The organism is Corynebacterium sp. AOP40-4SA-5, assembly GCF_052377355.1.
Lineage (GTDB): Bacteria > Actinomycetota > Actinomycetes > Mycobacteriales > Mycobacteriaceae > Corynebacterium.
Genome location: NZ_JBQSWS010000014.1, coordinates 50,499 through 69,594, shown reverse-complemented (window position 1 = coordinate 69,594; position 19,096 = coordinate 50,499). Strand labels below are relative to the sequence as shown.

Genomic DNA, 19,096 nt, shown 5'->3' with positions numbered 1-19,096 from the left:
TCAGGGAAATGATCAGGGATGATCTCAGGGCTGTCCCCGATGTGCTTTGCTGGAGCTCCGCGAAGAATGGGGACCATGAGTTACACGGCACAGTCAACGAGCCCGGGCACGGGCAGCCCCCGGGGCAACTTCGAATCCACGGTCCGTCGGATGTGGGAGACCCGCCCCGTCCGCTTCCCGCGCAGCCAGTCCACCCGCTCCTGGTTCTTCGGCGTCTGCGAGGGCATCGCCGTGCGCTACCAGGTCTCGCCGCTGCTGGTGCGCCTGGTGTTCGTCCTGGCGACCTTCGTCGGCGGTGTGGGCCTGTGGGCCTACGGCATCGCACTGCTGGTCATGCGGCGCTACACCGTGCCGCGCTCCCCGCTGGACGTGCTGATGCGTGGTGAGCGCGACCCGCGCTTCGCCGAGGACCGCTCGCTGGCGATCGGCACCCTGATCGTGGGCGCGGTGTTCCTCGTCTTCGGCGGCATCCTCAGCGGCGGGATCACCCTCACCGGCATGGTGGTCTGCGCGGCGGTGACGGGTGTGGCCTGGTGGCTGCTCTACGAGCGCCAGCCGGTGGCGCCGGTCGGGCTGCTGGAACGCGACGACCACCAGGGGTGGCAGGGGCCTACCCAGGGGCCGGCACAGCCGACCCGGCCGTCGGACGCTGCGCCGACGCAGCCGACGTACGAGCCGGCGCAGGGGCAGGACGCTGCGCCGACCGTCGACCTCGGCGACGTTTCCGCCGCGCCGGGTTTCGAGCCGCCGCGTCGTCAGCCGCCGTCGTGGGATCCGCTGGGCACCGCCCCCTTCGCGTGGGACCTGCCGGACCCCGGTGAGCCCGGCGACGGTGACGCAGATGCGGCGTCCGGTGCGTCCGGCGCCCCGAAGAAGAAGCGCCGCGGGTTGCGCGCCCTGGTCGTGGCCATGGTGTTGGCCGTGGTCCTGGCGGTGGTTGCCGGAATCATCGCGCTCGGCGCGATCCTGGCTCCCCGGTGGGGTGGGGTGACCTCCGCGGAAGGCAGCAGTTACTCCGGGACGTTCACCAGTGATGCGCAGCAGATCGGTGAGGTGCCTGCGCACAGCAGCTACTCCTACACGATGAGTTCACCGACGCTGGACTTCACCGGAGCTACGGTGGAGCAGGACAGCGTGGTCGACCTGTCGTCCACCATGGGTTCGGTCACGGTGCTGTTCCCACGCACCACCGACGGGCCGTCCTACCGCGTGCACCTGAACTGCGAGTCGGTGACGATGGCGGGCGTCGACTGCGGCAGCCTGGACGGCACGCTGGTCCGTGGCACAGACAGTGCCACTGGCACCGGCAGCACCGGCAGCGCCGGCAGTACCGCCGACGGTGAGGTGAACACCCTGACCGTGAACGTCGAGTCCACGATGTCCGAGGTCACCTTCGACCGTGTGAGTTGATCCGGTGAGTTGAACAGTTGAGTTGAGCAGGGCCCGTCTACCCGACGTGGAAGGGGATCGGCCCGAGCAGGATGCCGACGGCCAGCATGACCAGGGAGACCACGACCGCCCGCCACAGCACCTTGCGGTGGTGGGCGCCGAGGTCGACGTTGGCCAGGGAGACCAGCAGCAGGATTGCGGGGACCAGGGGGGACTGCATGTGCACCGGCTGGCCGGTGATGGACGCCTGGGCCATCTGCACCGGCTCGATGCCGAAGTGGGCGGCGCTCTCGGAGAGCACGGGCAGGATGCCGAAGTAGAAGGCGTCGTTGGACATGAAGAAGGTCATCGGCATCGACAGCAGGCCGGTGATGGGGGCGAGGTAACCGCCGAGGGAGTCGGGGATGATCCCGGTGATCCACTCGGCCATGGCGGTGACCATGCCCGTGCCGTCCAGCACGCCGACGAGCACGCCGGCGGCGAGCACCATGCCGACCACGGCGACGATCGAGCTGGAGTGGGCCACGATCTCGTTGGCCTGGTCCTTCAGGCGGGGGAAGTTGACGGTCAGGGCGATCGCCGCGCCGACCATGAACACGTAGGCCAGGGGGAAGAGGTCGGCGACGAGCAGCACCATGACCACCACGGTGAGTGCGAGGTTGAACCACAGCAGCGTCGGACGCAGCGAGGCCCGGTTCGGGTCGAGCATCGTGTCCGCCATCGAGGTCTGCTGGTGGACCGGCGGGACATCGCCGGCACCGCCGGCACCGCCTGCGGTACCGGACGCTGCAACAGTGGCATCGGTGGAATCGGTGCGCGGGGTCATCCCGGTGAGGTGGGAGGTCTCCAGACGACCGAGCCGCTTGCGCTCGGCCAGGCCCATGAGCCAGGCGAAGACGAAGCAGATCACCAGTCCGGCGGCCAGTGACGGCAGCATGGGGACGAAGACCTCGGAGGGTTCCACGCCCAGTGCCGCGGCGGCGCGCACGGTGGGCCCGCCCCAGGGGACGATGTTCATCGTGCCGTTGACCAGGCCGGCCACACAGGTCAGGATGACCGGGCTCATGCCCAGGCGCAGGTACAGCGGGAGCATGGCGGAGGTGGTGATGATGTAGGTGGTGGAGCCGTCGCCGTCGAGGGAGACGACGCCGGCGAGCACGGCGGTGCCGAAGACGATCTTCGCCGGGTCGTTGCCCAGGATCCGGGTGATCCAGGTGATCAGCGGGTCGAAGAGTCCGACGTTGATCATGATGCCGAAGTACATGATGGCGAACATGAGCAGTGCGGCGGTCGGTGCCATGTCCTTGACGGCGTCGATGACCATGTCGCCGATGCCGAGGCCGGCGCCGCCGATCAGGCCGAAGACGGTGGGCACCAGGATCAGTGCGAGCATCGGTGTCATCCGGCTGGTCATGATCAGAGCCATGAACGTGAGGATCATCAGGAAGCCGTGTGCGACGAGGATCCCGTCGGACGGTGTGTGGCTCAGGTTGTAGTCTTCTGCCAGGAGCAGGGTGTCTGCGGTGGTCATCGCATCTCCTTCAGGTGTGTCTGACCGGACAGTGGAAGATTAAAGTGATGCAGACCACGTGACGATCCTTGTGTGCGTTAGATCTCCTTGAGTGCAAACATTGACTTGTGTGCATTCTGTTCACTGGCTCGGCCAAAGGTGCAGTAGACTCCACGACGTGCGTTTCTCCACGAAAGTTCTGCTGCTGCAGCTCGCGACGGTGGTTGCCGTCGTCGCTGTGTGTTCGGGGGTCTTCACCTGGATCTCGGTGGAGCGGCTGAAGTCGCAGGCGATGGACTCGGCCGTGTCCATCGCCCGGTCCGTGGCGGAGGACCCGCAGGTGCGCGCCGCGGTGGCGGACGAGGCTGACGGGACAGATAGCGGCGACAGGGACACGGGGTCGGACGCCGCGGACGGTGCCGCCCTGGTGGACCTCGCCGCCGGGGTGGAGGCCCGGACCGGTGCGTTGTTCGTGGTGGTCACCGACGCCGACGGCATCCGGCTGGCGCACCCGGACCCTGGGCGGATCGGGGAGCGGGTCAGCACCGACCACGAGGCCGCCCTGCGGGGCGAGGAGGTCACGGCCTGGGAGACCGGCACGCTCGGGCAGTCCGCCCGGGCCAAGGTCCCGGTGTACGCGCCGGACGCCTCGGCGCGGGAGGTCGCCGACAGTGAGCCGGTCGGCGAGGTCAGCGTCGGGTTCCGGCGGGCGAGCGTCTTCGACGACCTGCCGCTGGTCCTGGTAGGGGTCGCCGCGGCCGGGGCGACGGCCCTGGCCATCGGGGTGCTCGCCAGTGTGCTGATGCGTCGTCGCTGGGAGCGGCTGACGCTCGGGGTGCAGCCCGAAGAGCTGGTGGCGTTGGTCCGCCACCAGTCCGCGGTGCTCGACGGGGTGGACGACGGCGTCCTGTCGGTGACCCCGGACGGTGCGGTCGAGGTGTGCAACGAGGTCGCCGCGCGGCTGCTCGGCGCGGACGGCGTAGGGGTCGGAACCGGCACCGGCACCGGTTCCACAGTCACGGTCACGCTCGCTGAGCTGGGTCTTCCTGCCTGGGTGGTCCGCGAGCTCACCGGGGACGGTGCGACCGGCGCCCGGCAGGGGGCGCGTCCGGCGTCGTTGGACAACGTGGTCGTCGGCGACCGCGTCCTCTACCTCGACTCACACCCGGTGACCAGGGCGGGACGCCACCTCGGCACCGTGGTGGTGGTCCGTGACCGCACGGACCTGGCCGCACTGACCCGCAGGTTGGGCACCGTGCAGGCGATGGGGTCCACGCTGCGGGTGCAGCGCCACGAGTTCGCCAACCGGATCCACGCCGCCTCCGGGCTCCTGGACGCCGGACGGATCGACGATGCGCGGGCGTTCCTGCAGGACATGGCCGAGCGCGGCCCGGTGGACTTCCCGTTGCAGGGCGCGGAGCTGCTCGACGAACCGTTCCTGCAGTCCTTCCTCGGCGGCAAGTCGATGGAGGCCGGTGAACGTGGTGTGGGCCTGCGGGTAGGGGAGGAGACGCTGGTCCTCGGCCAGATCGGCGGCGACGGTGCGGTCGAGGACGTGGCCACGGTCCTGGGGAACCTCGTGGACAATGCCGTGGCCGCCGCCCTGCGTAGCGACGGTGCAGGCGGCGCGGACGATACCGACGGGGAGAGGTGGGTGGAGGTCACCGCGATGCAGGACGACCTGGCGCTCACCCTCATGGTGGCCGATTCCGGACCCGGACTGGACGCGGGCGACCCCGTCCCCGCCGAAGACCCCGCCCCTGCTTCGGACCCGATCCACGGCCACGGGATCGGGCTTGCGCTGTCGCGCGAGATGCTGCGCCGTCGCGGCGGCGAACTCTGGGTCATCGACCGCGGCGGCACGCACCCGGGGCACGGGGCGGTCTTCGGCGTGCGACTACCCGGGGTGTTCGGGACGGCCGAGGGCTCAACCAATCCAGACGAGGAGACACGATGACACACCACCAGGACGCCCGGTCGACCACCCGCACACCGCGTAACCTGCGGGTGCTCGTCCTCGACGACGATTTCCGGGTCGCCTCGATCCATGCCGACATCGTCGCCTCGGTACCGGGCCTGGAGGTCCAGGCGACGGTCGGCACCTGCGCGGAGGCCAGGGCGGTGCTGGAGGGGCGGGACACGAACGTCGTGCCGGGGCTCGTCCCGGACCTCGTGCTCGCCGACGTCTACCTGCCCGACGGGGACGGCATCGAGCTGGTGCGTGCGGCACGCGTCGACGCCTTCGTGTTGTCCGCGGCCGTCGAGGCGTCCACCGTGCGGCGCGCCTTCACCGCAGGGGTCCACGCCTACCTGGTGAAACCCTTCAACCGCAGGGAGCTCGTGGAGCGCCTGGAGCGCTACATCAGGTTCCGCCGGGTGACCGGGACGCCTCACCCGTTGCGGCAGGAGGAGATCGACCGGGCGATGGCGGTGATGCACGCGACGACGCAGCCGGTCACCGCGGCCGGGAGCTCCACCGAGGACCTCGTCCTCGAGGCGCTGGGCTCCGGTGAGCACTCCGCGGCGCAGGTGGCGGAGGTCGCCGGGGTGTCCCGGGCGACCGCGCAGCGCAGGCTATCGGCGCTGGCCGGACGCGGGGTCGTCACCGTGCGGCTGCGGTACGGAAGTTCAGGACGCCCCGAGCACCTGTACTCGCGGTCCTCGGGGCGGGGGTGGTGAGGGCGCGCCGGTTCATGCGGCGCCGGGAGGTCAGGCGTTGGGCTCGGGGATCATCCGCGCCGAGGAGTCCTCGACGATCGCCTTGCCGAAGGGGAAGCAGGTGACCGGGATCATCTTCAGGTTCGCCCAGGCCAGCGGCAGCCCGATGATGGTGATGGCCTGCAGGGCGGCGGTGGCGATGTGCCCGAGGGCGAGCCACAGGCCAGCGACGAGGAACCAGATGACGTTCATCAGCCCGGAGCCGAAGCCGGCGGTGGACTTGGTGACCACGGTGCGGCCGAAGGGCCACAGGGCGTAGCTCGCCATCCGGAACGAGGCAACGCCGGCGGGGATGGTGATGATGAAGACGCAGGCGATCAGGCCGAAGAGGATGTAGCCGAGGAACAGCCAGATTCCGCCGGTGACCAGCCAGAGAATGTTGAGGACGAACCGCAGGATTGTCATGGCCCCCATGCTAGCGTCATCGGCGTGCGGTCGTGGGGTGGGTGAGCCGACCGCCGCAAGGCCATCCGGGATGCCATCTGACTCATGCCCCAGGTCGAGAACCGGCCGTTTTCTCCCCGGGGCATGACTCAGGTGACATCGACTGGTCACGCTGACTGGTCACGCCGTGCACCACCGTGTCAGGCCGGTCGCACCTCCTCCGCCTGCCCTGTCTGCCCCGCCTGCCGCCGGGGCAGCGTCCACGCCGCCACCAGCAGGACCACGGCCGCGACGACGACCCCGTAGAACACCCCGGTGGTGGCGTCGACCACCGAGCCGCCGCCGGAGTAGACCGCGTTGGACACCGTGCCGTAGACGGCCACGGCCACGGCACTGCCCGCCGAGCGGGCGAACATGGTCAGCCCGGTGACCTCGGCGCGCTCGGACCAGCCGACCGAGGACTGCGCGGCCACCACGTTCGGTGCGGCGGTGAAGCCCATGCCCGCGCCCAGTACCAGGGCGACGGCGACGATGAGCCAGATGTTCTGCTGGCCGACCACCAGGAGCAGCAGGAGCGTACCGACCATCACGATCGAGGTGCCCAACGTGATCGAGGCGCGGAAGCCGTGCGGGACGTAGATGCGTCCGGCGTTGGCGCTGGCCAGCGGCCAGGCGATGGTCAGGGCGGCGACGGCGATGCCCGCGGCGACGGGGGTGGCCCCGGCGGCGCGCTCCAGGTAGGTGGGTACGAAGCTGGTCAGCCCGAGCACGATCGCCCCGATGGCCGCGGAGATCACCACGGCGTGCACGATCAGGCGCCGCGACAGCAGGTGCAGGTTCACCACGGGTTCGGCGGCGCGGCGTTCCACCATTACAAACGCCGCCAGGGTGAGGGCGCCGCCGAGGAAGCAGACCAGCGAGGCGGTGGAGGTCCAGGACCATGCCTCGCCGCCCTCCAGCAGCCCGAGGAGCAGCAGGGTGAGCCCGAGGGTGAGAAGCAGGGCACCTTCGACGTCGATGCGGTGGCGGGTGCGCTCCACCTTCTCGTGGAAGTTGCGCCACACCATCACCGCGGCGAGCAGGCCCAGGGGGATGTTGATCACGAAGATCCAGCGCCAGGACACGTACTGGGAGAACAGCCCACCGAGCAGCGGGCCGAGCATCGAGGAGATGGCCCACACGCTGGCGAGGTAGCCCTGCACCTTGGCGCGTTCGCGCACGGAGTAGATGTCGCCGGCGATGGTCTGGCCCATCGGCTGCACCGCGCCGGCACCGACGCCCTGGATGATGCGGCAGAGGATGAGCACGGTCATCGAGGGGGCGGCGACGGCGAGGGCGGAGCCGAGGACGAAGACGCCGATGCCGGTGAGGATCACCGGTTTGCGCCCGTAGGTGTCGGCGAGTTTCGAGAAGACCGGGACGGTGACGGCCTGGGCGAGCAGGTACCCGGAGAACAGCCACGGGTAACGGGAGAATTCGCCGAGGTCGTCGACGATGCTGGGCACGGCGGTGGCCAGCACCGTGGCGTCCACCGCCATGAGCGCGGAGGACAGCATGATCGCGACGAGGACGGGGCCGCGGCGGTCCCGGAACACTGACAAGGCCATTTCTCCGATGGTAACGACCCGGGTCGTGCGCGAGGCGGGGAAGACCCCGTTCTCTGGCGCGCCACCGGACCGGTGTGGCACGGTGGTGGTGACACTACTGTGAACTACAGATACTGGAGATGAGTCCTGTGCGTGATGTGACTGGAACTCGACGAGGCACGACCTTGCCCGCGGCAGGGCTCGCCCTGGCGGCCGCAGCAGGGCTCTTCCTCGCCGCCTGCGACAACGACGGTGCCGGTGTCGAGGAGGCGCAAGGCGGCGGTTCGGTCAGCGCCGACCCGGCCGACGCCGCCCTGTCGGGTGACATGACCAGCGAGCAGGACGCCGGGGAGGCTCCGGAGCCGACGCCGGGCGCGGCGTCCACCGATGGTTCGGCCGGTGCCGTCGCCGACGGCGCCCCGGCACCGGACCCCGCGCCGTCCTCCGGCGACGAGCAGGTTGCCACCCAGCAGAACCGTGTGGAGCTGGCCGACTACACCGTCCCGCTGAACGGTCAGGACTCGATGATCTGCATGTTCCGTGACAGCCAGGAGGCCGACGGCTTCGACTGGGGCTGCCAGGCGGAGAACTTCCACGCCGGGTGGGAGGCCACCCGCGGCGGCGACGCCAACGGTGTCGCCTACCGTGTCGGCGGCGACCCGGAGCTCTACGGGCTGCTGGGCAACGCCGCGAGCCCCAACCAGGCCGGCACGCTCGACGAGGGTGCGGTCACCGAGGTCGGCGACCGCTTCGTGGTGGACACCACGCAGCCGGACGCGGCGCTGATCACCGCCGACGGCGTGACTGCGCGCGTCACCGCCGACTCCTACGAGATCGTCGGCTGAGTCTGCTGAACTGAAGCCTCGGACGCTGCACCGGTCGCTGCACCGGGCGCCGCGTCGCGTTCGCCGGGCAGGGGGCGGCGTCGCACGAGCGCGGCGTAGACCGCGCCGGTGATGTTGTGCAGCACCGCGGCCACGGCGCCGGGCAGCGCGGCCTCGGGGGAGAAGAAACGTCCGGCCATGCCGGAGGCCAGTCCGGCGGACTGGGTGCCGATCTCGATCGCCATCGTGCGGTTGACCGGCTCGGGCAGGCGGAAGAGCCGTCCGGTGAGGTATCCCAGCAGGTAGCCGCAGAGGTTGTGCAGCAGCACCGCGGCGAAGACGATCAGGCCGACCTGGGCCAGGCGTTCGGCGTTGTTGGCCACCGCGGGGAACACCACGCCGCCGATGCCGAGGATCGACAGCCACGGCAGCACGGGGGCGACCTTGTCGACCCACCGGTTGAGCACGGTGCGGATCAGCAGGCCACCGACGACGGGCAGCAGCACGGTCTGCACCAGGGTCAGGGCCATGCCGGCACCGTCGACCTCGGTGCGGGTGTCGGCGAGCAGCAGCATCAACGCCGGGGTCAGGATGGGGGAGACCAGGGTGGACACACTGGTCATGGCGACGGAGACGGCGACGTCGCCCTTGGCCAGGTAGGCGATCACGTTGGATGCGGTGCCGCCGGGCACCGAGCCGAGCATCAGCAGTCCCACGGCCAGCGCCGGGTTGAGGCCGAGCAGTTTGGCCACGCCGATGGCCAGCAGCGGCATGATCACGAACTGGGCGATCACGCCCACGATCACCGGGGTGGGCCGGGTGGCGATGACCTTGAAGTCGGGGATCGTCAGCGTGAGCCCCATGGTGAACATGATGACCATGAGGAAGAGGTTGATGTGGTCGGTCAGGGGGATGAACACGGCCGGGGCGAGGAAGGCGGCGAGTGTGCCGGCGAGGATGAACACCGGGAAAGCGGTGACGGCGATGGCCGCGGAGCGGTCCTCCTTGTGCCGGGCCTCAGGGGAGTGTGCGGCGGTGGGCGCGGCTGTGGATGCAGCGGGGGAGCTTCTGTCGTGACTCGTCATGCTTCACGAATGTATCGGCCCCAGAATGATTATCCTAAAATGCGACAGTTTGCGTCCCACTGTCTGGGACGGGGCCCGTGCGTTAACCCGGGATGAACACTGCGACAACAGTCCCCGACAACCCTCTTCTCGCCCGGCGGCGACCCCCGGGGGCCGATAGCGTGATTTCCCGACGAGGCAGCCGGTGGACGGCCGCTGCCGATGCGAGAAGATGGAGAACACGACTGTGCCGACCAGGCCGCTGGGAATCAGGACGCCGGGAAACAGGACACCGCAGGACGCGACGGCACCCGGGGGTGTCACCCGCCGCCGCTTCCTCACCGGGGCGGTCGTCGCCGGTGCCGGGTTCACCGTCGCCGGCGGCGCCGGGCAGGCCTACGCGCAGGACGCCCCGGGCGGCGCGCAGGACGCTGTATCGTCCGGTGCGTCCGGCGCCTTCCTGCACTCCGTCGCCTCCGGCGACCCCTGGCCGGACAGCGTGGTGATCTGGACCCGGGTCACCCCCACGCCAGAGGCCACGCCCGGCTCGGGGGCGGGCGCGCCGACGAAGGTGCGCTGGGAGGTCGCCACCGACCCCGGATTCGGTGCATCCACCGTCGCCTCCGGCGAGCAGGTCACCGACGCCACCGTGGATCACACCGTGAAGGTCAACGTCACCGGGCTGACCCCGGCGACCGACCTGCACTACCGCTTCACCGTGCTCGACGGCCCGGCCACCGGGGCGACCTCGCGGGTGGGGCGCACCCGCACCTCACCGGCGCTGGAGGCAGAGCCGGACAACGTGCGCTTCGGGGTGTGCTCCTGCTCGAACTACGAGGCCGGCTACTTCCGTGCCTACCGGGAACTCGCCGACCGCGGGGACGTGGAGTTCATCCTGCACCTCGGCGACTACACCTACGAGTACGACTCCGGCGAGTACGGCGCGGCCTACGGAGAGATCGTGCGCACCGTGGAACCGGCGCAACGCACCCGCACCCTCACCGGCTACCGCATCCGCCAGGGCCACTACCACCGGGACCGCGACCTGGCCGACCTGCACGCCGCCAAGCCGATGATCTGCATCTGGGACGACCACGAGTTCTTCGACAACGCCTGGCGCGACGGCGCCACCGGCGACTCCGAGTACGGCGGCCCCGCGGAGTACGCCGAGGTGCGCCGCGCGGCCACCCAGGCCTACTACGAGTGGATGCCGGTGCGCGCCGGGAAGGGCTTCAACACCGGCGAGGACCGTCACCTCTACCGCCACCTGCGCTACGGCCGGCTCTTCGAGCTGATCCTGCCGGACCTGCGCACCTACCGTGACCTGCAGGGGCCGTTGAACACGGTGAACGACTCCTCGCGCACGATGATGGGCACCGACCAGTTCGGCTGGTTCGGCGACGTGCTGACCACCTCCTCGACGACGTGGCAGCTCATCGGCAACTCGGTGATGTTCGCCCCGATGACCCTGCCGAATACGCTGGACCCGCGGGTGCACGACTGGCTCGTCGACCAGGTCGGCGTGCCGCCGGACGGGGTGGCGCTCAACACCGACCAGTGGGACGGCTACATGGTCGAGCGTCAGCGCATCATTGACCTCATCGCCGAGCGACGGGCGAAGGGGTCGCAGCCGGGGCTCAACGTCGTCTTCCTCACCGGCGACATCCACTCCTCGTGGGCGGCGGACATCCCGGCGTCGGCGGCGGACTACCGGCTGCGCCGCGACATGGACGTCGTCGCCGCGGAGTTCATCGTCCCCTCCGTCACCGCGGGCAGCGCCTACGACGCCATCGTGCCGTCCCCGGTCGCCGCCCCGGCGGTGAAGGAGGCGCTGCGGGTGGGGCAGGACGCCCTGACCACGATCGACCACTGGTACAAGTACGTGGACCTGACCCGCCACGGCATGATGGTCGTCGACGTGGACTCCACCCGCACCCAGGTCGACTGGTTCCACGGCGAGGTGCTGCAGGACGACGCGCCGATGACCTACACGACCAGCTGGCAGACCAGGGTCGGTGACCCGGGGGCCAGGCCGGCGGCAGGACCGCTGCAGTGATGACGCTGCGCTCGACCGGCGGAGTCAATAGGATGGCGGCATGAGTGAGACCGACGACAGTCAGGCAGAAGCCGCCGACACCGCCGTAGCCGACGTACGCGAGGCCTTGGACGCGCTGGCGGACCCGGCTGTGCTGGTGGTCAACGAGCGTCACGGTGACGACCACGCGGTGAACCTCACCAAGCTGCGCGCGGTGGCCAAGGAGGCCGGGACCGGGCGCAAGCCGGCGGTGAAACACGAGCTGGCGCTGGCCTGTGGGAGACCGGGGACTCGGCCTGCCGTCTGGCGGCGACGCTGCTGATGCGTCCGAAGTCGCTGGACGCCGACGCCCTGGACACGATGCTGCGTCAGGCGGGCACCCCGAAGGTGCACACCTGGCTGCTGAGCTACGTGGTGAAGAAGAGCGCGCACGTCGACGAGCTGCGAGAGCGTTGGTTCGAGGAAACCGACCCGGCCACCGACCCCACCGTCGCCTCCGCCGGCTGGGCACTGACCACCGAGAAGGTGGCTGCCTGGGACCCCGTGACAGAGGAACAGGCAGAACAGGCCGGTGAAATCACCGGCCTGCTCGACCTGATCGAGTCCACGATGGCGGACAGTCCGGACACCTTGCAGTGGGCGCAGAACGAGTGCCTGGCGCAGATCGGGATCAACCACCCGGACTTCCGGGAGCGTGCCGTGGAGATCGGTGAGCGCCTCGGCGTGTTGAAGGACTACCCGACGCCGAAGAACTGCACGTCACCGTATGCGCCGGCGTGGATCGCGGAGATGGTGTCCCGCCAGGAGGCGGGGAGCTAGGCTCCCCGGAGGCTCGCGGACCCTACTCCGCCGGCGGTGCCGGCGGGGTGGGCGCGCCCTTGGGCGGGGCGATGCGGGAGTAGGCCGCGGTCGCACCGGACGCACCGGCCGAGGCGTCCTGCATGGCACCGGTGGCGCCGGCACCTGCAGCGTCTCCTGCGTTCTCTGTGCCCTCTTCGGCACCCTCGCCGATCCAGGAGCCCGCGGAGCGGCCAGGGGCGGCGTCCCAGTTGCCGTCGACGAGCTTCTTCTGCACGACCAGGGCGGCGGCGAAGACCGCCACGGCCACGGCCACGATGACCACCAGGCCCCACACCCCGGCCGGGGCGTTGCCGATGAGCAGGCCGAACCAGCCGAAGTCGGCGTCGCCGAAGGTGGTGTTCTCGCCCGACATGTCGCCGAGCACGTTGATCAGGAACGCCGGCAGGATCGTGATGATCACACCGTTGACGAACGCGCCGAGCACCGCGCCGCGGCGTCCACCGGTGGCGTTGCCGTACACGCCGGCGGCACCGCCGGTGAAGAAGTGCGGCACCAGGCCGGGCAGGATCAGCGCGGCGCCGAACGCCGGGTTCAGCCACGTCGACAGGATCACCAGGGCGACCAGGCCACCGGAGAAGCTGGAGATGAAGCCGATGAGCACGGCGTTCTGCGCGTAGGGGAACACGATCGGGGCGTCGAGCGCGGGGATCGCACCCGGGACGACCTTGGCGGCGATGCCCTGGAAGGCGGGCACGAGCTCGCCGAGGATGGTGCGCACACCGAAGAGGATCACGGCCACGGCCACGCCGAACTGCAGACCCTGGGTCACCGCCTGCATCAGGTAGTTGCCCAGGTCGGTGGCCACGGAGTCCTCACCGAAGGCGGCGAAGGCCTCGTCCTGCCCGGCCCGCACCACGTAGAGGATCGCCAGGACCAGGTACATCAGCACCATCGACAGGGCGGTGGCGACCATGGAGTCGCGCAGGAACCGCAGGCCCTCGGGGACCTTCAGGTCCTCGGAGGACTTCGACGCCTTGGCGCCCTTGCCGCCGACGGCCTTGCCCACCGCACCGGCGGCGATGTAGCCGGCGGTGCCGAAGTGGCCGATGGCCACCGAGTCGTCGCCGGTGACCTTGCGGGTCCAGGGGTGCGCCAGGGCGGGGAGGGCGACCATCAGCACGCCGAGCAGCACCGCGCCCAGGCCCACGACGATCCAGTCGGCGTAGTCCGCGGTGACCAGGATGATGGTGATCATCGTGGCCATGAACAGCACGTGGTGACCGGTCAGGAAGACGTAGCGCAGCGGTGTGAAGCGCGCGAACAGCAGGCTGACCACGTAGCCGAGGATCATCAGCCAGGCGACCTGGGAGCCGAACTCCTCCTGGGCGATGCCGGCGATGGCCTCGTTGGTGGGCACCACACCGTGCATGCCGGTGGCGCCCTCGATCATCACGCCGAGCGGGTCGAGCGAGGCGGTGACCAGCGTGGCGCCGGCACCGATGAGCAGGAAGCCGAGGATCGCCTTGATCGCGCCGCCGGCGACCTGCCCGGCGCTGCGGCGCATGGCGATCAGGCCGATGGCGGTGAAGATACCGATGAGGAACGCCGGGACGGCGAGGATCTCGTTGACGATGAACGTTGGAATGGCGAGCAACCAGTCCATGGGGGATTCTCCTTTTGAGGGGGCCGTTCTTACAGGGCGTAGAGCGCGCGGAGCGCGGAGTCGATCTCGCGGGGGCTGGTGAAGTTCTCCACGACCCAGACCGGGATCCCGGGGTCGCCTAGGGTCTTGGCGATCTCACCGGAGGTGAGGATCAGGTCGGCGTCCTTCGCCTTGCCCTTCGCCGAGATGGTGTCGGTGGCCTCCACGGAGACGAGCGCGTCCCAGCCCCAGCGCTTGAGGACGTCCTCGGTGGTGTTCTTCAGAAACAGGCTGGTGCCCAGCCCGTTGCCGCACACGGTGAGGATGTGGTTGCGCGAGTTCCCGCCGGGGTAGCGCTCCCCGTCGGGGATCGAGTAGGACGCCCCGGCGGCGCTGGCGGTGCTGGCAGCGGCAGTGCTGTCGGTGCCGGCGTCCGACGCGGGCGCGTCGCGTCCGTCGAGGATGGCGAGGATCTCCTCGGGGGTCTGCGCGGCGTCCAGCTTCGCGCGGGTGGACTTGCGTCCGACGACCTTGGCCAGCTGCGCCATGGCGCTGGTGTGGGTGGTGGCGTCGGTGGCGGCCAGGGCGACGACGAGGGTGACCGGGTCGTTCTTCTCGTGGCCGAACTCCACGGGCTCGGCCAGGCGCACCCAGCTCATCGCGGTCTCGTGCACGGCCTCGCTGGGGCGGGCGTGGGCGAAGGCGAAGCCGGGGGCGACGACGATGTAGGGGCCGTTGTCGATCACCGAGTCGATCATCGCGGTCGTGTAGGCGGCGTCGGTCGCGCCGGTGTCTTCCAGGAGCTCCCCGGAGTGCGCGACGGCTGTCTTCCAGTCGGCGGCAGTCACATCCAGGTCGATCCTGCTTTGTGACAGGAGGGAGGTGAGGGTGCTCATGAGACTCATCCTATCCCTGCTCTTAGTAGGTAACGAAACTAGGTAATGGGGGCTTCGGCGGTCTCGCGGGGCCCGGATGTTCGAACGCAGGGGCGTACTGGCTGCTGTGCAACCGGCGTGATTCGCGCACCCTGAAGAGGTGGCTGCAGACGAACCAGGACTACCGGGTCAACTGGCAGATGCTGGCCGACGACGAGCGGGCCGTCTTCGCTCGTCCGGAGGAGCTGCCGGTGCTCCCGCTGCGGCACTGGAAGTCCGTGTGGCTGGTCATCCTCGCCGGTTTCGTGGTGGCGATGGTCGGCGCCATGTTTCTTCCCGAACCCACCACCGCCTGAGGCCGACCCCACGTAGCATCACCGCCATGGATGACAGTAGCGATGAACTGCTTGCCGGGGTCAGGGTCGTCTCGATGGCGGTGAACCTGCCCGGCCCGGTCGCCGCGCACCGGCTGCGCGGCCTGGGTGCTTCGGTGACGAAGGTCGAGCCGCCGTCCGGCGACCCGCTGTCGCTCGTCGCCCCGGAGTACTATGCGCACCTCGCCGCAGGCCAGGACGTGGTGGCCCTGGACCTGAAGTCCACCGCCGGCTCCGAGCGGTTGCACACCCTTCTTCAGGACGCTGACCTGCTGGTCACCTCGCACCGGCCGCGGGCGCTGGCCGCGTTGGGGCTGGACTGGGAGGACCTGCACGCCCGACATCCCCACCTGAGCCAGGTGGCGATCACCGGCAGTCCCGGGGAGGCGGCGGACACCCCGGGGCATGACCTGACCTACCAGGCTGCGGCGGGCACGATCGCCCGGCATGACGGTGTCCCGGTGATGCCGACGCTGCCGGCCGCGGATCTGGGAGGCGCCGAACGGGCGGTCGCCGACGGCATCGCCGCGGTACTCCGGGCGCAACGCACCGGGCAGGGGCACCACGTCGAGGTCGCGCTGTCCGGGGTCGTCGACGACTTCGCCGCGTCCACACGGTGCGGGCTCTCCGGGCCGGGGACGATCCTGGGCGGCGGCTACCCGCTCTACGGGATCTACCCGGCCAGCGACGGTTTCGTGGCGGTGGCGGCGATCGAACCGCACTTCGCCGCGGCACTGGCAGCACTGATGGGGGAGGAGTCTGCGTTCGAGGTGACCGCGGAGGATCTCCGGGAGTTCTTCGCCGCCGGCACCCTGGAGCACTGGAGTCGGTGGGCCCGTGAACACGACCTGCCGGTGGCGCCGCTGCGCTGAGACGGGGGGCCGCTCAGCGCAGCGGGAGGCGGAAGGCGGCGCGCGGTGCGACGTCCAGCCCGGCGTCCTGCTCTGCGGCACGTACGGCATGCAGGTCGGGGCGTAGATCGGGACGCAGGTCGCTGGCGTCGAGCGGGAGGAATCCGAGACTGCGGTAGAGCGGGCCGTTCCAGGGCACGTCGACGAAACTGGTCAGGCACACCCCGGGGAACCCGCGGGCGCGGGCATGCTCCACCGCCAGTGCAATGAGCCAGGTGCCGAGGCGTCGGCCCCGGCACGACGGATCCACCGAGACCTGCTCGATCAGGAGGTCGCCGTCGGCCAGCCCCACCCACAACCAGGCGACGAGGTGTGTGAAACCGTCCCCGGCACCGTCGACGACGAGGACGTGGTGGGCGTCCACCGCGGCGGTGAGCTCCGCGACGCCCGGAGGGTCGTCGTCAGCGACCACGTCGAGCCCGACGGTGCGGAAGGGTTCCCCGGCACGTCGTTCCAACGCACGTACGGCGGCGACGTCCCGCCTGCCCGCCAGTCGTGCGGGGGCCGGGACGTCACCGCCGGTGAAGGAGCAGTCGCAGACGCCTATGAGACGGGGGAGGACTGGGCGCCCGGGGCGTAGGGCTCGGTGTCGCCGACGGTCTCCGGCTCGCCGTCGGTGCCGTAGACCGTCGCGCCCTCGGAGGGCTCCTCGCTGGAGGAGGCGGAGGAACTCGACGGAACGCCGGCGCCCTCGTAGCCGCTGTCCGGGGTGACCTCGGTCGAGGGGGCGGTTCGTTCGCTGTCGTTCTCGCTCGGCGGCTGGCAGGCGGTCGCCCCCAGCGCCAGAACGGCGGCAGCGAGCAGGGCGGTGGTCCGGCGGGTGCGGGTCATCTCATCTCTCCTGAGTGAGTCAGCGGTGGATCAGCGGGAGGTAGTCACGTCCTCCCGTGGGGTACTCGTCCATGAGCATAGTTGGTCGGACCTGCGCATCGGTACACGGGCAACCCCGCAGGTGCGTCCGGAACGCGGGACCGGCCCTTTTCCCGTGCCCCACCCCGCACGCACCGGGGGCGGCCCTGAGGCCGACCGGTGCGGTGTTCGGTGCCCGTGTCCGCGCCTCGGCGCGGTACCCTGTGAGCCTGGACCGGGCCGGTGGCAATGACCGTGCCCATGAGGATCCCACGAGGAAAGGACACGGCCATGAGTTCGGACGGTCGCTCGAACGGTCGATGGGGTACGCCGGATGACGGCGAGTGGCAGGGGGACGAGACCCCGACCACGGCCTGGGACCCCGCGGGCCGGCCCCGGCAGGACGGAAACGGGCAGGACGTTCCCGCGGACGAGAACCCGACGACGGTGTGGAACGGCGGCGCCGGTGCGCAACCGCCCCAGTCGCCCCAGTCACCCCAGCCTCCGCAGTACCAGTACGGCAACGAGGACGAGACGCAGGTCATCCGGCCCGGTCAGCCCGCCGACCAGTACGGGCAGCCGCAGTACGGTCAGCCCCAGTACGACCAGCAGCAGTACTACGGTGACCCCTACGCTCAGCAGCAGTACGACCAGCAGCCCTACGACCAGCAGCAGTACGGTGAGCCGCAGTTCGGGGCGGGGCAGCCCGACGACAACGGCGGCGGGAAGAAGCGTGGCGGCAAGCTCGCCGTCATCGTGCTCGTCGTCGCCGCACTGGTCGCGATCGTGCTGGCGTTGGTGACGTTCGTCTTCAACCGCAGCGGGGACGGGGCGACCGCCCCGACGACCACCACGCAGCAGACACCGGAGGAGACCCAGGGCAACGAGGACAACCAGGACAACGACGGTGGCGAACCGTCGTCACCGGGGCTCCAGCTGCCCAGCGACATCGAACTTCCCAGCGACATCGAGATCCCCACGGACCTCGAGGACCTGCCCAGCAATCTGCCGGACCTGCCGAGCCTGGACCCGGATGTCATGGACCAGCTCAACGACACCCTGGACCAGTTCCGTGACCAGCTGCCCTGACCAGCGGGCCTGACCAGCGGGCCTGACCGGGCCCACCCCCGTGCCCGGGCACGGCACCGGGGGTGGCAGGTATGAATTGTTGCATGAGCCGACAAGCATCACCCCTGAACATCTTCACCTCCACGTTCCCCCTGCCGCAGACCCGCGCGGCACTGGAGGACGCTGGCGCGGTGATGGTCGACGACCTCGCCGAGGCCGACGCCTTCATCTGCCACGGTGTGGCCCCCGCGGACTTCCCCACGCTGCCCGACCGGGTGAAGTGGGTGCAGCTGTGCCAGGCCGGTATCGAGGGCTTCTTCAAGCAGGACGTCATCGACGCCGGCGCGCAGGGCGACCGCCGCTGGACGAACGCGTCCGGGGTGTACGGACGCCAGGTCGCCGAGAGCGCGATGGCGCTGCTCCTGTCGGTCACCCACATGCACAAGAGGATCGCCCGGGCGGCCAGCTGGTCGGTGTGGCGTGAGGTCGACGACAACACCCGGTGGCTGCACGGCACCACCGTGGCGGTCGTCGGCGCCGGCGGCATCGGCCGGCACCTCATCGAGATGCTCGCCCCCTTCGGGGCGTCGGTCATCGCGGTCAACCGCACCGGGAACCCGGTGGACGGGGCGGAGCGCACGCTGCCGATCGAGCAGGTGTCGGACGCCGTGGCGGCCGCCGACCACACCGTCGTCGCCGTCCCGCTGACGGACGCCACCCGCGGCCTGTTCGACGCCGACCTGTTCGCGTCCTTCCGTCCCGGGGCGACCGTGGTCAACGTCGCACGGGGGCCGGTCGTGGTCACCGACGACCTCGTCGCTGCCCTGGAGTCCGGGCAGCTCGGCGGCGCGGGACTCGACGTCACCGACCCCGAGCCGCTGCCGGACGGGCACCCGCTGTGGGAGATGGACAACGTGACGATCACGACGCACTCGGCGAACACCCGCGCCTCGATGGACGCCCAGCTCGCCGGGCCCACCGTCGACAACTACCGCGCCTTCCTCTCCGGGGAGCGCATGCCCACCGAGATTGACCCGTCGAAGGGCTACTAAAGGGCTACTGACCG

The 19,096-nt window shown here is 70.1% G+C and carries 17 protein-coding genes and 1 pseudogene; 10 read left to right on the top strand and 8 right to left on the bottom strand.

Features of this window, described 5'->3' with window-relative positions:
* Nucleotides 1-75 precede the first annotated feature (75 nt).
* Nucleotides 76-1,410, top strand: a complete 1,335-nt coding sequence (locus tag ACT3S3_RS09835) for a PspC domain-containing protein (RefSeq protein WP_301443352.1) — start codon at nucleotides 76-78, stop codon at nucleotides 1,408-1,410.
* A 37-nt stretch (nucleotides 1,411-1,447) separates the two neighbouring features.
* On the opposite strand, the gene ACT3S3_RS09830 is transcribed toward ACT3S3_RS09835, so the two are convergent.
* On the bottom strand, nucleotides 1,448-2,920 hold the full coding sequence (locus ACT3S3_RS09830) for a CitMHS family transporter (protein ID WP_444626722.1): 1,473 nt from the start codon (nucleotides 2,918-2,920) through the stop codon (nucleotides 1,448-1,450).
* Nucleotides 2,921-3,077: 157 nt separating this feature from the next.
* On the opposite strand from ACT3S3_RS09830, the gene ACT3S3_RS09825 reads away from it, so the two are divergent.
* Together ACT3S3_RS09825 and ACT3S3_RS09820 are read left to right on the top strand one after the other, a co-directional pair.
* Nucleotides 3,078-4,856 carry an ATP-binding protein gene (locus ACT3S3_RS09825; RefSeq protein ID WP_441582174.1) on the top strand — a complete coding sequence of 593 codons (1,779 nt, stop codon included), beginning with the start codon at nucleotides 3,078-3,080 and terminating at the stop codon, nucleotides 4,854-4,856.
* On the top strand, nucleotides 4,853-5,578 hold the full coding sequence (locus ACT3S3_RS09820; RefSeq protein WP_441579277.1) for a response regulator: 726 nt from the start codon (nucleotides 4,853-4,855) through the stop codon (nucleotides 5,576-5,578). Before ACT3S3_RS09825 ends, ACT3S3_RS09820 begins: the two co-directional genes overlap by 4 nt.
* 30 nt (nucleotides 5,579-5,608) lie before the next feature.
* Here ACT3S3_RS09820 and ACT3S3_RS09815 read toward each other — a convergent pair whose 3' ends face one another.
* Together ACT3S3_RS09815 and ACT3S3_RS09810 are read right to left on the bottom strand one after the other, a co-directional pair.
* On the bottom strand, nucleotides 5,609-6,013 hold the full coding sequence (locus ACT3S3_RS09815; RefSeq protein ID WP_301443664.1) for a YccF domain-containing protein: 405 nt from the start codon (nucleotides 6,011-6,013) through the stop codon (nucleotides 5,609-5,611).
* A 188-nt stretch (nucleotides 6,014-6,201) separates the two neighbouring features.
* Nucleotides 6,202-7,608 (bottom strand): MFS transporter, encoded by a 1,407-nt coding sequence (locus tag ACT3S3_RS09810; protein WP_301443660.1) that lies wholly within the window; start codon nucleotides 7,606-7,608, stop codon nucleotides 6,202-6,204.
* A 164-nt stretch (nucleotides 7,609-7,772) separates the two neighbouring features.
* On the opposite strand from ACT3S3_RS09810, the gene ACT3S3_RS09805 reads away from it, so the two are divergent.
* Nucleotides 7,773-8,432 (top strand): hypothetical protein, encoded by a 660-nt coding sequence (locus tag ACT3S3_RS09805; protein WP_441579470.1) that lies wholly within the window; start codon nucleotides 7,773-7,775, stop codon nucleotides 8,430-8,432.
* Here the strand turns inward: ACT3S3_RS09805 and ACT3S3_RS09800 are convergent.
* Nucleotides 8,414-9,496: a bile acid:sodium symporter family protein gene (locus ACT3S3_RS09800; RefSeq protein ID WP_441579471.1), complete on the bottom strand. Its 1,083-nt coding sequence runs from the start codon at nucleotides 9,494-9,496 to the stop codon at nucleotides 8,414-8,416. The genes ACT3S3_RS09805 and ACT3S3_RS09800 overlap by 19 nt on opposite strands.
* 211 nt (nucleotides 9,497-9,707) lie before the next feature.
* Between ACT3S3_RS09800 and ACT3S3_RS09795 the strand changes: the two genes are divergently transcribed.
* Both ACT3S3_RS09795 and ACT3S3_RS09790 read left to right on the top strand, forming a co-directional pair.
* Nucleotides 9,708-11,531, top strand: a complete 1,824-nt coding sequence (locus ACT3S3_RS09795; RefSeq protein WP_441579472.1) for an alkaline phosphatase D family protein — start codon at nucleotides 9,708-9,710, stop codon at nucleotides 11,529-11,531.
* A 40-nt stretch (nucleotides 11,532-11,571) separates the two neighbouring features.
* Nucleotides 11,572-12,329, top strand: a pseudogene (locus tag ACT3S3_RS09790) (DNA alkylation repair protein).
* A gap of 22 nt (nucleotides 12,330-12,351) precedes the next feature.
* Here ACT3S3_RS09790 and ACT3S3_RS09785 read toward each other — a convergent pair.
* Together ACT3S3_RS09785 and ACT3S3_RS09780 are read right to left on the bottom strand one after the other, a co-directional pair.
* Nucleotides 12,352-13,974: a PTS ascorbate transporter subunit IIC gene (locus ACT3S3_RS09785; protein ID WP_301442706.1), complete on the bottom strand. Its 1,623-nt coding sequence runs from the start codon at nucleotides 13,972-13,974 to the stop codon at nucleotides 12,352-12,354.
* A gap of 29 nt (nucleotides 13,975-14,003) precedes the next feature.
* A complete protein-coding gene (locus ACT3S3_RS09780; RefSeq protein ID WP_301442707.1) occupies nucleotides 14,004-14,849 on the bottom strand; it encodes a PTS sugar transporter subunit IIA in 846 nt (281 codons plus the stop codon).
* Between the two features lie 179 nt (nucleotides 14,850-15,028).
* On the opposite strand from ACT3S3_RS09780, the gene ACT3S3_RS09775 reads away from it, so the two are divergent.
* Complete coding sequence (locus ACT3S3_RS09775) at nucleotides 15,029-15,184, top strand: hypothetical protein (protein ID WP_301442708.1); 156 nt, start codon at nucleotides 15,029-15,031, stop codon at nucleotides 15,182-15,184.
* A 26-nt stretch (nucleotides 15,185-15,210) separates the two neighbouring features.
* A complete protein-coding gene (locus ACT3S3_RS09770) occupies nucleotides 15,211-16,074 on the top strand; it encodes a CoA transferase (protein WP_301442709.1) in 864 nt (287 codons plus the stop codon).
* Between the two features lie 13 nt (nucleotides 16,075-16,087).
* Here ACT3S3_RS09770 and ACT3S3_RS09765 read toward each other — a convergent pair whose 3' ends face one another.
* Together ACT3S3_RS09765 and ACT3S3_RS09760 are read right to left on the bottom strand one after the other, a co-directional pair.
* On the bottom strand, nucleotides 16,088-16,570 hold the full coding sequence (locus ACT3S3_RS09765) for a GNAT family N-acetyltransferase (protein WP_444626720.1): 483 nt from the start codon (nucleotides 16,568-16,570) through the stop codon (nucleotides 16,088-16,090).
* 86 nt (nucleotides 16,571-16,656) lie between these two features.
* A complete protein-coding gene (locus tag ACT3S3_RS09760) occupies nucleotides 16,657-16,944 on the bottom strand; it encodes a hypothetical protein (protein ID WP_301442711.1) in 288 nt (95 codons plus the stop codon).
* Nucleotides 16,945-17,253: 309 nt separating this feature from the next.
* Between ACT3S3_RS09760 and ACT3S3_RS09755 the strand changes: the two genes are divergently transcribed.
* Nucleotides 17,254-18,051: a hypothetical protein gene (locus tag ACT3S3_RS09755; RefSeq protein ID WP_301442712.1), complete on the top strand. Its 798-nt coding sequence runs from the start codon at nucleotides 17,254-17,256 to the stop codon at nucleotides 18,049-18,051.
* Nucleotides 18,052-18,134: 83 nt separating this feature from the next.
* A complete protein-coding gene (locus ACT3S3_RS09750; RefSeq protein ID WP_301442713.1) occupies nucleotides 18,135-19,082 on the top strand; it encodes a D-isomer specific 2-hydroxyacid dehydrogenase family protein in 948 nt (315 codons plus the stop codon).
* The last annotated feature ends 14 nt before the right edge of the window (nucleotides 19,083-19,096 follow it).